At 69.0% G+C, this 13,929-nt stretch carries 16 protein-coding genes; 9 read left to right on the top strand and 7 right to left on the bottom strand.

Features of this window, described 5'->3' with window-relative positions:
• Positions 1 to 13: 13 nt before the first annotated feature.
• Genes ctaD through EGK76_RS09395 form a run of 4 tightly spaced genes read left to right on the top strand, consistent with a single transcriptional unit; the run spans position 14 to position 3,318 of the window.
• Entirely contained in the window at positions 14 to 1,636 is a 1,623-nt protein-coding gene (gene ctaD, locus EGK76_RS09405) for a cytochrome c oxidase subunit I (RefSeq protein WP_123832438.1), read from the top strand.
• Positions 1,637 to 1,646: 10 nt separating this feature from the next.
• The gene (locus tag EGK76_RS15715; protein ID WP_255409780.1) at positions 1,647 to 1,778 is read left to right on the top strand and encodes a hypothetical protein; all 132 of its coding nucleotides are present in this window, start codon (positions 1,647 to 1,649) and stop codon (positions 1,776 to 1,778) included.
• Positions 1,775 to 2,395, top strand: a complete 621-nt coding sequence (locus EGK76_RS09400) for a cytochrome c oxidase assembly protein (protein ID WP_123832437.1) — start codon at positions 1,775 to 1,777, stop codon at positions 2,393 to 2,395. Before EGK76_RS15715 ends, EGK76_RS09400 begins: the two co-directional genes overlap by 4 nt.
• A 41-nt stretch (positions 2,396 to 2,436) precedes the next feature.
• Positions 2,437 to 3,318: a cytochrome c oxidase subunit 3 gene (locus EGK76_RS09395; RefSeq protein ID WP_123832436.1), complete on the top strand. Its 882-nt coding sequence runs from the start codon at positions 2,437 to 2,439 to the stop codon at positions 3,316 to 3,318.
• Between the two features lie 94 nt (positions 3,319 to 3,412).
• Here the strand turns inward: EGK76_RS09395 and EGK76_RS09390 are convergent, their stop codons facing one another.
• Positions 3,413 to 3,631 (bottom strand): twin transmembrane helix small protein, encoded by a 219-nt coding sequence (locus EGK76_RS09390; RefSeq protein ID WP_096300236.1) that lies wholly within the window; start codon positions 3,629 to 3,631, stop codon positions 3,413 to 3,415.
• 65 nt (positions 3,632 to 3,696) lie between these two features.
• On the opposite strand from EGK76_RS09390, the gene EGK76_RS09385 reads away from it, so the two are divergent.
• Genes EGK76_RS09385 through cyoE form a run of 4 tightly spaced genes read left to right on the top strand, consistent with a single transcriptional unit; the run spans position 3,697 to position 7,155 of the window.
• Positions 3,697 to 4,431: an SURF1 family protein gene (locus EGK76_RS09385; RefSeq protein ID WP_123832435.1), complete on the top strand. Its 735-nt coding sequence runs from the start codon at positions 3,697 to 3,699 to the stop codon at positions 4,429 to 4,431.
• Positions 4,428 to 5,027, top strand: coding sequence for a hypothetical protein (locus EGK76_RS09380; protein ID WP_123832434.1), 600 nt, complete (start codon positions 4,428 to 4,430; stop codon positions 5,025 to 5,027). The genes EGK76_RS09385 and EGK76_RS09380 overlap by 4 nt, the downstream gene beginning before the upstream one ends.
• Complete coding sequence (locus EGK76_RS09375; RefSeq protein ID WP_096296960.1) at positions 5,024 to 6,223, top strand: COX15/CtaA family protein; 1,200 nt, start codon at positions 5,024 to 5,026, stop codon at positions 6,221 to 6,223. Before EGK76_RS09380 ends, EGK76_RS09375 begins: the two co-directional genes overlap by 4 nt.
• A complete protein-coding gene (cyoE, locus tag EGK76_RS09370) occupies positions 6,223 to 7,155 on the top strand; it encodes a heme o synthase (protein WP_233580243.1) in 933 nt (310 codons plus the stop codon). Before EGK76_RS09375 ends, cyoE begins: the two co-directional genes overlap by 1 nt.
• 416 nt (positions 7,156 to 7,571) lie before the next feature.
• Here cyoE and EGK76_RS09365 read toward each other — a convergent pair whose 3' ends face one another.
• The 6 genes from EGK76_RS09365 to rpsU form a co-directional block, all read right to left on the bottom strand.
• A complete protein-coding gene (locus EGK76_RS09365; RefSeq protein WP_123832433.1) occupies positions 7,572 to 8,207 on the bottom strand; it encodes a hypothetical protein in 636 nt (211 codons plus the stop codon).
• Between the two features lie 191 nt (positions 8,208 to 8,398).
• Entirely contained in the window at positions 8,399 to 10,129 is a 1,731-nt protein-coding gene (dnaG, locus tag EGK76_RS09360) for a DNA primase (RefSeq protein WP_096296962.1), read from the bottom strand.
• A gap of 130 nt (positions 10,130 to 10,259) precedes the next feature.
• Positions 10,260 to 11,243: a YihY/virulence factor BrkB family protein gene (locus EGK76_RS09355; RefSeq protein ID WP_123832432.1), complete on the bottom strand. Its 984-nt coding sequence runs from the start codon at positions 11,241 to 11,243 to the stop codon at positions 10,260 to 10,262.
• A gap of 106 nt (positions 11,244 to 11,349) precedes the next feature.
• Positions 11,350 to 11,844 (bottom strand): GNAT family N-acetyltransferase, encoded by a 495-nt coding sequence (locus EGK76_RS09350; RefSeq protein WP_123832431.1) that lies wholly within the window; start codon positions 11,842 to 11,844, stop codon positions 11,350 to 11,352.
• Complete coding sequence (locus tag EGK76_RS09345) at positions 11,844 to 12,290, bottom strand: GatB/YqeY domain-containing protein (protein WP_123832430.1); 447 nt, start codon at positions 12,288 to 12,290, stop codon at positions 11,844 to 11,846. The genes EGK76_RS09350 and EGK76_RS09345 overlap by 1 nt, the downstream gene beginning before the upstream one ends.
• A 144-nt stretch (positions 12,291 to 12,434) precedes the next feature.
• Complete coding sequence (gene rpsU / locus EGK76_RS09340) at positions 12,435 to 12,650, bottom strand: 30S ribosomal protein S21 (RefSeq protein ID WP_055251159.1); 216 nt, start codon at positions 12,648 to 12,650, stop codon at positions 12,435 to 12,437.
• Between the two features lie 182 nt (positions 12,651 to 12,832).
• Between rpsU and tsaD the strand changes: the two genes are divergently transcribed.
• Complete coding sequence (gene tsaD, locus EGK76_RS09335; protein ID WP_123832429.1) at positions 12,833 to 13,882, top strand: tRNA (adenosine(37)-N6)-threonylcarbamoyltransferase complex transferase subunit TsaD; 1,050 nt, start codon at positions 12,833 to 12,835, stop codon at positions 13,880 to 13,882.
• Positions 13,883 to 13,929 lie beyond the last annotated feature (47 nt).

Here is a 13,929-nt window from a genome sequence, read left to right as displayed (position 1 = left end):
AGGCACACCGCACATGTCGACGCATCCCGCAACTGCTGACGCGCACCACCACGACGATCACGGCCACACGCAGGGTTTCGTCCAGCGCTGGTTCTTCTCCACGAACCACAAGGACATCGGCACGCTGTATCTGCTGTTCTCCTTCATGATGTTCATCATCGGCGCGGCGATGAGCGTCATCATCCGCGCCGAACTGACCGTCCCCGGGCTGCAGTTCGTCGACCCGATGTTCTTCAACCAGATGACCACCATGCACGCGCTGGTGATGATCTTCGGCGGCGTGATGCCGGCCTTCGTGGGCCTGGCCAACTGGATGATCCCGCTGCAGATCGGCGCGCCGGACATGGCGCTGCCGCGCATGAACAACTGGTCGTTCTGGATCCTGCCGTTCGCGTTCACGATGCTGCTGATGACGCTGTTCCTGCCCGGCGGCGGCCCGGCCAGCGGCTGGACGCTCTACCCGCCGCTGTCGCTGCAGGGCGGCAGCAACGTGTCGCTGACCATCTTCGCCATCCACATGATGGGCATCAGCTCGATCATGGGCGCGATCAACGTCATCGCGACGATCCTCAACATGCGCGCGCCCGGCGTGGACCTGCTGAAGATGCCGATCTTCTGCTGGACGTGGCTGATCACCGCGTTCCTGCTGATCGCGGTGATGCCGGTGCTGGCCGGCGCGGTCACGATGCTGCTGACCGACAAGTTCTTCATGACCTCGTTCTTCAACGCCGCCGGCGGCGGCGACCCGGTGATGTACCAGCACATCTTCTGGTTCTTCGGGCATCCCGAGGTCTACATCATGATCCTGCCGGCGTTCGGCATCGTCTCGGAGATCATCCCCACCTTCAGCCGCAAGCCGCTGTTCGGTTACCAGGCGATGGTCTACGCGACGGCGGCGATCGCGTTCCTGAGCTTCATCGTCTGGGCCCACCACATGTTCACGGTGGGCATGCCGCTGGGCGGCGAGATCTACTTCATGTTCGCGACCATGCTGATCTCCATTCCCACGGGCGTGAAGGTCTTCAACTGGGTCTCGACGATGTGGCGCGGCGCGCTGACGTTCGAGGCCCCGATGCTGTGGGCGATCGCGTTCGTGCTGCTCTTCACCATCGGCGGGTTCTCGGGCCTGATGCTCGCGATCGTGCCGGCCGACTTCCAGTACCACGACACCTATTTCGTGGTGGCGCACTTCCACTACGTGCTGGTGACCGGCGCGCTGTTCGCGATCATCGCGGCGACCTACTACTGGTGGCCGAAGTGGACGGGCCGCATGTACAGCCAGTTCTGGGCGAAGGTGCATTTCTGGTGGACGATCGTCTTCGTCAACCTGCTGTTCTTCCCGCAGCACTTCCTCGGCCTGGCCGGCATGCCGCGGCGCATTCCCGACTACAACGTCGTGTTCGCCGACTGGAACCTGATCAGCTCGATCGGCGCGTTCGGCATGTTCGTCACGCCCTTCATGATGTTCGCGATCCTGCTGCATTCGAAGCTGCGCGGCGCGCCGGCCGCAGCACGTGCATGGGAAGGCGCGCGCGGGCTGGAGTGGACGGTGCCGTCGCCGGCGCCGCACCACACCTTCTCCAAGCCGCCGGTGCTCAAGCCCGGCGACCTCGCCCACGACGACATCAGCCACTGAGGTCGCCGCGATGCCGACGCCCACCCCTGATCCCGATCTCGCCGAGCGCCGCCGTCGCGCACGGCGCACGGCGGTGATCATCGCGGTGATCGCGGCGGCGGTGTACCTGGGCTTCATCGCGCGCGGGGTGCTGCTGGCATGAGCAACGATCTGCCGGGGCAGGCGCCCGACAACCGTCCGAAGTCGAAGACCTTCGGCATCGGCAAGCTCGTCGCGATCTCGATCGCGGCGTTCGCCTTCACCTTCTCGCTGGTGCCGCTGTACCGCATCGCGTGCGAGAAGGTGTTCGGCATCCGCCTGGAGAACAGCGCTGCCAGCGCGCCGGCGACCAGTGCCACACCGGGCGAGCGCTGGGTGACGGTCGAGTTCGACGCGACGGTGAACTCGCGGCTGCCCTGGTCGTTCCGTCCCAACGAGACCCGCATGCGGGTGCGGGTCGGCGAGCAGTACGAGACCACGTACTACGCGCACAACGACAGCAACAGGCCTGTCGTCGGCAGCGCGACACCGTCGGTGGCGCCAGCGCGGGCGTCGGGATTCTTCCAGAAGACCGAGTGCTTCTGTTTCACCGCGCAGACCCTGCAGGCCGGTGAGACCCGTGACATGCCGGTCCGCTTCATCATCGATCCGTCGTTGCCGAAGGACGTCAACACGGTCACGCTGAGCTACACCTTCTTCAAGAACGATGTACTGACCTCGCGTCTGGCCGCCCAAGCGGCGCCGGCACGCGGCAATCCGGGCGTGGCCGCGGCGCCCTGAGCCGCACCACGCCTTCCGAAAACCACGATCCGGATACCGCCATGGCCCACGCCAAGCCCGAGCAGGACCCTGACATCTACTTCGTTCCCCATGACAGCAAGTGGCCGGTGTTCGCTTCGGTCGCCCTGTTCGTGACGATGCTGGGCCTCGCCAGCTGGTTCAACGAGGCCAGCTGGGGCCGGCCGATGTTCTTCGTCGGGATCGCCGTGCTGGCGCTGATCCTGTTCAAGTGGTTCGCCGACGTGATCCTCGAGTCCGTGTCGGGCTACTACAACAGGCAGGTGGACGTGTCGTTCCGGATGGGGATGGTGTGGTTCATCTTCTCGGAAATCATGTTCTTCGCCGCGTTCTTCGGCGCGCTGTTCTACGCGCGCACCCTGTCGTTGCCGTGGCTGGGCGGCGAAGGTTCGGGCGCGATGACCAATGCCGTGCTCTGGGACGGCTACAGCGCAGCGTGGCCGTCGGGCGGTCCGGGCGCCGTCGGTGGCGCGTTCCAGACCATCCCGGCCTGGGGCCTGCCACTGCTCAATACGCTGATCCTGCTCGCGTCGGGCATCACGATCACGATCGCCCACCATGGCTTGCGCGCTGCGCATCGCACCCGCCTGTTGGTGTTCCTCGGCGCGACGATCCTGCTCGGCTCGGTGTTCCTGTTCTTCCAGATCGAGGAATACGTGCACGCCTACCGCGATCTCAATCTGACGATGGGATCGGGCATCTACGGTTCGACGTTCTTCATGCTGACCGGCTTCCACGGCGCGCACGTGACGCTCGGCACCATCATGCTGATCGTGATCTGGCTGCGCTGCTACCGCGGGCACTTCACCCGCGAGCATCACTTCGCGTTCGAAGCGGTCGCCTGGTACTGGCACTTCGTCGACGTGGTCTGGCTGATCCTGTTCCTGTTCGTCTACGTCGTCTGAGCGCGGCGGGATCGGGGAACCGGGATTGGGGTGTCAACGCTACGCAGGCGCGGCCGTGAGGCCGGCGCCCGTCTCCCGTGTGCAGTGGCGGGCGTCAGCCGCCTACGCCGTGCGGTTTGATCCAGCCCATCCAGATCGCCAGCATCACCAGCAGGATCAGGCCGACCGACAAGCCGATTCGGCGCGTCAATGCCTTGACCGTGCGATCGGTCGTGCCCTTGTCGGTCATCATGTAGTACAGCGCGCTGCCCAGATTCCACAGGATCAGCAGCACGAAGGCGATGATCAGCAGGGTCTTGAGCGAGTCGTTCATCACCATCGCGGGCTCCCGGGGCATGTGCACCGGGAGCGATTATTGCAGCCTGCCGGGCCGGGCGCGTGAGTCCGCGACTGACCCGCATCGTGGGCTGGAGCGCAGCAGCGGTGCTCATCGTCGCCTTCGCCTCGCTCGGCCAATGGCAGCTGTCGCGGATGAGCCAGAAGCAGGCGACCCTCGACGCGGTCGCCGCCACGCTCGCGTCCGGCGACGCGGTGCCGCTGGCCGCAGCCGCCGACCCCGCGCGCGCGCGGAGCTATGACTGGAGCGCCGGGCGCGGCCGCTTCGTCGACCGCGCGGCCTTCGTGCTCGACAACCAGATTCGCGCCGGCATACCCGGGCTGCGGGTCTATCGCTTGTTCGCTCCGGAGGCCGGCCCACCGTTGCTGGTCGACCTGGGCTGGACCGCGCTGGTCGACCGGGGCACGCGGTTGCCGGACGCGGCCATCGTCCGCGGCGACGGTCTGCTCGGCCGCGACCTCGAACTGCGCGGACTGCTCGCGCCGCCACCGTCGCCGGGGCTTGCGCTGGGCCCGGCCCTGGTGCCCGGAGACGCGGTGCTGATGACCCGTGTGGAGCCCGCCGCAATCGCCGCCGAAGCGGGTCTGGACGCGCTGCCACCGCGGGTGCTGCGGCTCGATCCCGCGCTGGATGTCGGCTACCAGCGCGATCTCGATGTGCTGCCCAATACGCTGTCCCCGGACAAGCATCTCGGCTACGCGGTCCAGTGGTTCGGGCTGGCGGCTGCGGTGTTCGTCATCGCCCTCGTACTCACGATCCGGAACCGCCGTCGATGACCGCTCCTCGCGTCGAACCGCCACTGCCACCCGTCCAGCGCGACCGCAACCGTTGGCTGCTGGTGCTGATCCTGGTGCTGTTCCTCGGCAGCGCGTTGGTCGCGGGCGCGTTGCGCTTCTCCGGCTGGCGCCCCGCCGGCATGCAGAACCGCGGCGAGTTGCTCAATCCGCCGGCCGACCTGCGCGGCCAGACCCTGCGCCTGAGCGACGGGACGGTGTACGACTGGCGCCCGGTCGAGCGCCACTGGCGCATCCTCGTCGCGCCGCCGGCGGACTGCGCCAGCGACTGCGTGGAACTGTCGCGCCAGCTCGATCTGGTGTGGCAACTGTTCGGCCGCAACGCCGACCGCGTCGACATCCTGTGGGTCGGCGAGGTGCCCGAGGGCGCGATCCGCAATTCCGCCTGGCGCGTCGTCGAAGCTGACCGGAACTTGCGTGCGACATTACCGCGCGTCGACGGCGGCACCGGCGAAGCGGACAATGGCGTCCCCGCCTACGTCGTGGACCCCAACGGGTTCGTGATCCTGCGCTACGCCCCGGGTTTCGATCCGGGGGATCTGCGCGGCGACATGGCCAAGCTGCTGAAACTCAGATGACCCACAGGCTTCCTGCGCACGCGACGGCGTTCCGACCGGCGACCCACAAGCATTTCCACCGCATCGCGTGGCTGGCGGCGGCGTTGACGCTGTGCGTGATCGTGTTCGGCGCATTCGTGCGCCTGTCCGATGCCGGCCTGAGCTGTCCGGACTGGCCGACCTGCTACGGGCGCGCCGCATGGCCGCAGGCGGCCTCTGAGGTCGTCGACCACGCGGCCACCGCGATCCGCGAGTTCGAGTCGGACAAGGCCTGGCGCGAGCAGGTGCACCGCCATCTCGCGGCGACCCTGGGCGTGCTGGTGCTGGGCCTGGCGTTGCTGGCCGCGCGCAGGCGCCGCTACGGCGTGCTGCAGGTGCTCGGCGCCTCGTTGCTGGTCGCCCTCGCCATTCCGCTGTACATGCAGGGCCATGTGATGGCCGCGCTCGGTATCGCGGCGCTGGGCGAGGCGCTGTTGCTGTTCGCGGCGCTGCGCTGGTCGAACATCGACCTTGCGCGGGCGGCGGCGCTGACGCTGGCGGTGGTGATCTTCCAGGCGCTGCTCGGCAAGTGGACGGTCACCATGCTGCTCAAGCCGGTGATCGTCATGGGTCACCTGCTCGGCGGAATGCTGACGTTCTCGTTGCTGGTGTGGATGGCCTGGCGCGCGACCATGCAGCCGATCGTGCTGGTCGATGCGCCTGCGCTGCGACGCTGGACGTTCGGCGCGATCGGCCTGCTCGCCGTGCAGATCGCGCTCGGGGGCTGGGTCAGCGCGAACTATGCGGCGCTGGCCTGCGGCGCCGGTGGCTGGGTCACCGAATCCCACCATTACGTCGATTTCCCCAGGTGCGTCGGCGAGTGGTGGCCGCAGGCCGATTTCCGCGAGGGCTTCGTGCTGTGGCGCGGGGTCGGCGTGGACTACGAGGGCGGCGTGCTCGACGGTGCGGCGCGGATCGCGATCCAGCTCGCCCATCGGGTCATGGCGATCGCGGTGTTCGCCTACCTGATCGCATTTTCCGTCCGGTTGCTGCGCACGCCCGGGCTGCGTGGCTGGGCGATCGCGCTCGCACTGCTGACCTGCGCGCAGGTCGTGCTGGGCATCCTCAACGTCAAGCTCGCGTTGCCGCTCGCGGTCGCGGTCATGCACAACGCCGGCGCCGCGCTGCTGCTGTTCGTGCTCGTGTCGCTGCTCGCGCGTCTGAAGCGGCCCGACTGATGGCGCATGTCGCGGGCCAGTACTGGGAGCTGACCAAGCCACGCGTGGTCGCGCTGATCGTGTTCACCGCGCTGGTCGGCATGTTCCTCGCCGTGCCTGGACTGCCGCCATTGCGCGAGACCGTGTGCGGTCTGCTCGGCATCTGGCTGGCGGCCGCCTCGGCAGCGGCCATCAACCACCTGATCGACCAGCGCATCGACAAACTCATGGCCCGGACCGCGAACCGTCCGCTGGCGACCGGGACATTGCGTCCGGTGCAGGTGCTGGTGTTCGCGCTCGCGCTCGGCGCGCTCTCGATGGTGATCCTGACGTTGCTGGTGAACGCGCTGACGGCCGCGCTGACCTTCGCCTCGCTGATCGGCTACGCGGTCATCTACACCGGCTTCCTCAAGCGCGCGACGCCGCAGAACATCGTCATCGGCGGGATCGCCGGCGCGGCGCCGCCGCTGCTGGGCTGGGCCGCGGTGACCAACATGCAGGGCCAGTGGGACTGGGCGCATGCGCTGCTGCTGGTGCTGATCATTTTCGTGTGGACGCCGCCGCACTTCTGGGCGCTGGCGATCTTCCGCCGTGAGGACTATGCGCGTGCACTGGTGCCGATGCTGCCGGTCACCCATGGGGTGGCCTACACGCGCTGGCAGATCCTGATCTATACCGTGCTGCTGGTCGTGGTCACGCTGCTGCCGGTCGCGATCGGCATGAGCGGCGTGTTCTATCTCGGCGGTGCCGTCGTGCTGGGGCTGGTGTTTCTCTGGTACGCCTGGCGCATGCTCGATCCGCCGGACGAGTTCTTCGCGATGCGGATGTTCAACTATTCGGTCGTCTATCTGATGGCGCTGTTCGCGTTCCTGCTGATCGACCACTGGCTGCTGCCGTGGTTGCCGGGCGCTGGCGCGGCTGCAGGCGGACTCGACTTCCAGCGCATCGGCTGAAGCCGCGCGACGCTCCGGCGGGCGCGAGCCCGCCGGCGCAGTCGGCGTCAGGCCTTCTTCGCGGCCTTCTCGGCCCGCTTTTCCTTCATCGTCTTGACCGGTTTCTTCTTGGTCTCTTTCTTCTTGTCGAGGCTCTTGGCCATCGTTGCGCTCCGCTGGGGGTCCTTCGGGCGGCGGCGGAACGGTGTTCCGTGCCGGATCTGATCCGGCATGCCGCCGGATCACCGCGCATGCTACGCCGAGTTGCGCGGTGCGCCCACGTCGGTCGCCTGGCCGGTCGCCGGTCGCAGCGTCGTGAGCGCGATGCGCGCCGCGTGCAGCCCCGCCCGGGATGACGCGAAGCGCATCCGCTTGGCCTTGCGATCCCGCCGGACGCAGCGCCGGGGAGGTGCAGGCCGGGGAGGGAGTTGCCGCGATCAGCCGCCTGCGACGATCGTCGAGGTCGGTGTGGCCTGCAGGCAGGCCTCCGGGTCACCGTCGAGGCCGGCCGGCATCTCGCAGGCACGCGGTGCGAAGTCCAGCGTCGCCTGCCAGCCGGCACGGCGCGCTGGAGCCAGGGCGACATCCACGTCGACCTCACGAATGGTGATCCGTGCGGTCTGCGGCGCAGCCGCGTCCGGACCCCAGGCCTGCAGCGTGTGCGCCAGCGCCGGGTCGAGCAGGCGGTTGGCTTCAAGCAGTGCCCGCGTGCGGGCGACCGCGTCGGGGTGCTCGCCCGCGCCGCCGCTGGGCTGGATGTGCACCCCGACCAGCATGCCGTCGCGCTGCCTGAAACTGACCCGGTCGGCCGGCAGGAGAATCTGCTGGCCGCCCGGCAACCGCAGGCTGACGTCACGCGGCTGCGCGATCGTGTGCGCCTCGGCGGGGACGCCGCCGGTCTGCGGCCAGGCCAGGTCGACCTGTTCGGCGACCGGCGCGCTCAGGTCGATGTGCAACGGCTTGACGAGGGCGGGGGGCGTGTCGATCTTCGCGCAGGCGCCGAGCAGCAGGGCGGCCGCAAGCGCCAGGCCTGCGCCGGGTCGGGCGGAATGCGGGAAAAGCGTGCGGAACATGGTCTTCACCTGTAAAAAAGGGCCGCCGTGCCGATCCATCTGCGCGGATTCCGGTGAGCGCGATGCTGGTTGGCCGATCGCCGGCGCGTGCGCCTGTTGTCGGCCGGTCCCCGGCCGGCATCAGACCTGCGAAGGGGTTAAGGCGCCGTCGCGGTGGAGCGGCGAGAGGCGGCTCGAAGCGTCGGGATATTTCAGCGGGCACTCTGGGCCAGCAGTTCACGCAGGGTCTGTTTGCCGGAGGCGTCGAGCGTGCCCTCGCGCTGCTGGGCCAGAAGGTCGTCGATCCGTTGCTGCAGCGCCTGGCGGTCGAGCTGGCCGATGACGTCGCGCAGTTCGACCTCCCACGAGGATTCCTCGCCGGCCAGTGGCATGGTCGCGAGCTTGCGCAGGGCCGGGGCCTCCTCGCGCTCGTCGAACTGCGCCAGCAGCACGCCGGTGGTGATCTCGGGGCGCACGCTGGCGATGGCGATCAGCTCGGTCAGCAGTTCGATGCCGGGCTGGCGCAGCGCGACGAACGGATACGGCGGCGGCAGGCCGGCGGCGAGGCCGGGCTTCTGCAGCAGCAGGGCGATGGCGTGGCGGACCAGGCTGCGACGGGGCGGCGGCGCGCCGCGTCCACCGCGCGCCGGGCGCAGCGGTGGGGGGGGCTGAGTCGCCTGCACGGCAGCGCCAAGGCCGGTGAGCTCGCCCAGCCGCAGCCGCATCAGGTCGGCGAAGGCGCCGTCGGGAATCTGCGCCAGCATCGGCTTGGCACGTTCGGCCAGGCGTGCCTTGCCGTCGAGCGTCGCCAGGTTGATGGCCTCGCCCAGGGTGTCGAAGAAGAACGTCGACAGCGGCGTCGCCCCCGCCAGGCGCGCCTCGAAGCCGGCGGCACCCTCGCTGCGCACGATGGAGTCGGGATCCTCGCCGTCGGGCAGGAACAGGAAGAAGGCCTGGCGACCGTCGCGCATGCGCGGCAGCACCGATTCCATCGCCCGGGTGGCCGCGCGGCGGCCGGCGGCGTCGCCGTCGAAGCAGAAGAACACGTCCGGCGCGTTTCGGAACAGCAGTTCGGCGTGGTCGGGCGTGGTCGCCGTGCCCAGGGTCGCCACGGCCTGCGGCACGCCGAACTGGAACAGCGAGACCACGTCCATGTAGCCCTCGACCACGATCAGGCGCTCGATCTTCTGGTTGGCCTGGCGCACCTGCCACAGGCCGTAGAGCTCGCGGCCCTTGTGGAACAGAGGCGTCTCGGGCGAGTTGAGGTACTTGGGCGAATCCTCGGGCTTGAGCACGCGGCCGCCGAATGCGATCACCCGGCCGCGGCGGTCGTGGATCGGGAAGATCACCCGGTCGCGGAACTTGTCGTAGCTGTGGCCCCGTTCGTTCTTCGACAGCAGGCCCACCTTCTCGAGTACGGCGATGCGGCGCGGATCGTCCTTGCCGAGCGCGTCCTTGAGGGTGCTGAAGCCATCGGGCGCATACCCGATCGCGAAGGTGTCGCGGATCCCATCGTCGAGCCCGCGCTCGTCGAGGTATCTGCGCGCCGCGTCGTTGCCGGCGAGCTGGCGGACGAAGAACCGCGACGCCGCCTCGAGCGCGTCGTACATCGGCGCGCTGTCGGGCCGTGCCTCGCGCTGCTGGGCGTCGCGCGGGATTTCCATGCCGGCGCGCTTGGCCAGCTCGTCGACCGCATCGAGGAACTCGAGGCGGTCGTAATTCATCAGGAAGCTGATCGCCGTGCCATGGGCGCCGCAGCCGAAGCAGTGATAGAACTGCTTGGTCGGGGACACCGTGAAGCTCGCCGAGCGTTCGTCGTGGAAGGGGCAGCGCGACGAATACTCCTTGCCCTGGCGTTTCAGCGGCACGCGCGCGTTGATCAGCTCGACGATGTCGGTGCGCGCCAGCAGGTCGTCGATGAACGCGTCGGGGATCCGGGCCATCAGTGGCGCTCCCGCAGGCGTGGCCGTGCCGGGGGACGGGGTCGCCGGGCGGTGGAGCAGGAGCGGAAGGCGCGGTGCATGCGGGTAATAGGATGCCACGCCACACGCGCCTTGCCGCGATCGGCCGTGCTCAGGAGGCGGCAGGCGGCCCGCTTGCCGCGGCGCTGGCGGCCTTGCGTTCCGCGCGCTGCCGCAGCTTGCGGTCGACCGAGGCGCGGCGATGGCGCTCGTCGATGACCGCAGTGATCAGGGCGCCGACGAAGAAGATCGTCGCCGCGTAGTACATCCAGATCAGCAGGATCACCAGCGTGCCGAACGAGCCGTAGGCGCTGCCGGGGGCGGCGTGGGTGATGTAGATGCCGATCACCCAGCGTCCCAGCACGAACAGCAGCGAGGTGATCACGCCGCCGAACAGGGCCTGGCGCCAGCGCACGCGGCGGTCGGGCAGGTAGTGGTAGAGCAGGGCGAAGGCCAGCGAGTAGATCACCAGCATCAGCGCATTGCCGACCAGCGGTAGCAGCGTGGGCACGTTGGCGAAGATCACTTCCAGGGCGGTCGTCATCAACGTCGACACCAGCACCAGGAAGCCGAGTGCGAACACCACGCCGGCCGAGAACACGCGCTTGCGCAGGAACACCATCAGCCCACCCGGCAGGCGGTCGCCGTCGGTGTGGAAGATCAGGTTCAGCGTGCCCTGCAGTTGGGCGAAGACCACGGTCGCGCCGACGAACAGCAGCAGCGTGCTCCAGAGCCCGGCGAGCGAGCCGACATCGGGCTGCTCTTTCGCGTTCTGGATGACGGTGGTGGCGACCGTCTGCGCGCCTTCGCCGGCCAGCGATCCGATCTGCGCCAGCAAGGCCTCCTGCGCGGCCGGATACAGCGATGCCGTGATCCACAGCACCAGCACCAGCATCGGCGCCAGCGAGATCAGTGTGTAGAACGAAAGCGAGGCGGCCTGGGTCAGCAGGTCCGCATCGACGAAGCGCTTCACCAGTGCGGCGGGCAGGCTGTCCTCGATGATCTCGACGCGTCGGTCGATGCGGGTGCGCAGACGGCCCCAGCGGGTGTGGCGGACGGGTGCATCGGGGTCGGGCTGGTCCTGCGGTGTGCTCATGCGGATCGGTCTTGGGGCCGGCGGGCGCGCAACGCGTGCGTCCCCTGCGGCGTTGCCGTCACCTTAGGTGCGATGCCGTTGCGCGGCGTGACGATCTGCGAGGCGGTCAGACGGTGCCGGCGGCGAGGGCGCGCAAGGCGTCGCCTTCGAGCCGCTGCACGGTCCAGCCCGGCTGCGGCGCTGCGCCCAGCCGGCGGTAGAAGGCGAGGGCCGGGGCATTCCAGTCGAGCACGGTCCACTCGAAACGGCCGCAGCCGCGTTCCACCGCGAGCGCGGCGAGATGCCGCATCAGCCGCGCGCCGATACCGCGCCCGCGATATGCGGGCCGCACGAACAGGTCTTCGAGATACAGGCCGCGGCGGCCGACGAAGGTCGAGAAGGTGTGGAAGAAGACCGCGAAGCCCGCGGCCTCGCCATCGGCTTCGGCAATCACCACCTCGGCTGCGGGCGCGGAGCCGAACAGCGACGCGGTGAGCACCGCTTCGTCGGCAACGACCGCATCGGCGAGCCGTTCGAAGTCGGCCAGCTCGCGGATCAGCGCAAGCACCAGCGGCACGTCGCCCGGCCGGGCCGGGCGCAGGGCGATGCCGTCGGCGGCCATCAGTTCGACAGCGACTGCTTCACCAGGCGCGAGACCACGCCCATGTCGGCCTTGCCGGCCAGCCTGGGCTTGAGCACGCCCATCAGCTTGCCGATGTCGTTGGGGCCGGCGGCGCCGGATTCGGCCTTGGCCGCTTCGATCTCGGCCAGGATCTCGGCCTCGCCCAGCTTCTCGGGCAGGTAGCGTTCGATGACGACGATCTCGTCGCGCTCGACCTGGGCCAGGTCCTCGCGGCTGGCCGCTTCGTACTGGCTGACCGAATCGCGCCGCTGCTTGACCATCTTCTCCAGGACCGCCAGCACCGCGGCATCGTCGAGCTCGATGCGCTCGTCCACCTCGCGCTGCTTGATCGCCGCGAGCATCAGGCGGATCACGCCGAGCGCGTCCTTGTCGCCGCCCTTCATCGCGGCCTTCATGTCTTGGGTGAGTTGCTGCTTCAGGGTCATGGGACGTCTCCGGGGGCGGATGGGTGCGGGCGGGGCGGATTTCGGCATACGCCGGACACGACAAAAAGCCGGCGGCGCAGTGCGCTGCCGGCTGTTTGCGTCATCAAACGATCGAACCGGACGCGGACGCCCGGCGCGCGCCGATCAGTACAGGCGCTTACGCTTGGTGACGTCGCGCGAAACGCGGCGCGACTGGCGCTTCACGGCGGCAGCGGCCTTGCGCTTCCGCTCCTGGGTCGGCTTCTCGTAGAACTCGCGCTTGCGGGTTTCGGCGAGCACGCCTGCCTTCTCGCAGGTGCGCTTGAAACGACGCAGCGCAAACTCGAAGGGCTCGTTTTCGCGGACTTTGACGCTAGGCATGGAATCTCCGGGGACTTGAACGTCCGGCACGAATGTGTAGCCGGATCGAATCGAATGCGTGTTTCGACCGGACTCCAGCCCGGCGAGCCGCGTATCATAGCCGCGTCCCGGTCGGCGGTGCAAGCCGCCCCCGGTGCCGCGGCCGGCGCGGCCTTCCATCCGCTTCCCAGGCAAGTGCATCCATGAAAGTGCTCGGCATCGAAACCTCCTGCGACGAGACCGGCGTGGCCGTCTTCGACACGGCCATCGGCGGGGCGGCGGGCCTGCGCGCGCATGCGGTCTACAGCCAGATCGCGCTGCACGCCGAATACGGCGGCGTGGTGCCGGAACTGGCCAGTCGCGACCACGTGCGCAAGCTGCTGCCGCTGATCCGGCAGACCCTGGCCGAGGCCGACCTGTCGACCCGCGATCTCGACGGCGTGGCCTATACCGCGGGGCCCGGCCTGGTCGGCGCCTTGCTGGTCGGCGCCGGCGTCGCCCGGTCGCTGGCCTGGGCGCTGGACGTGCCGGCGATCGGGGTCCACCACATGGAAGGCCACCTGCTGGCGCCACTGATGGAAGATGCGGATCCGCTGCTGGGCCCGCCGCAACCGCCATTCGTCGCGCTGCTGGTCTCGGGTGGCCACACCCAGCTGGTCGCGGTCGACGCGATCGGCGTCTACCGTCTGCTCGGCGAGACTCTGGACGATGCCGCCGGCGAAGCCTTCGACAAGACCGCCAAGCTGATGGGCCTGCCGTATCCCGGTGGCCCGCAACTCGCGGCGCTGGCCGAGCACGGCACGCCGGGCGCGTTCCGCTTCCCGCGACCGATGACCACCCGGCCGGGTCTGGACTTCAGCTTCAGCGGGCTCAAGACCCAGGTGCTGCTGGCCTGGCAGGGCAGCGACCAGTCCGAGGCGACCCGGGCCGACATCGCACGCGGGTTCGAGGACGCAGTGGTCGACACGCTGACGATCAAGTGCGCGCGCGCGCTGGACGCGACCGGCTGCAACACCCTGGTCGTCGCCGGCGGCGTCGGCGCCAACACCCGCCTGCGCGCGAAGCTGCAGGCCGATGCGCAGCGGCGCGGGGGCCGCGTGTGTTTCCCGCGTCCGGCGCTGTGCACCGACAACGGCGCGATGATCGCGTTCGCCGGTGCGCTGCGTCTCGAGGCGGGCCAGTCCAGCGATGCCGCAGTTCACGTGACCCCGCGCTGGGACATGGCGACGCTGCCGCCGCTTGCCGCAGCCTGAGCGCGGCGGCGTCGCGTCGCTGCCGCTAAGCTGCGGCTTTCCGCTAC

It is taken from the genome of Luteimonas sp. 100069, from assembly GCF_003813845.1.
GTDB lineage: Bacteria > Pseudomonadota > Gammaproteobacteria > Xanthomonadales > Xanthomonadaceae > Luteimonas > Luteimonas chenhongjianii.
The sequence above is the reverse complement of the archived record's forward strand: the minus strand, read 5'-3'. Positions and strand labels throughout refer to the sequence as shown.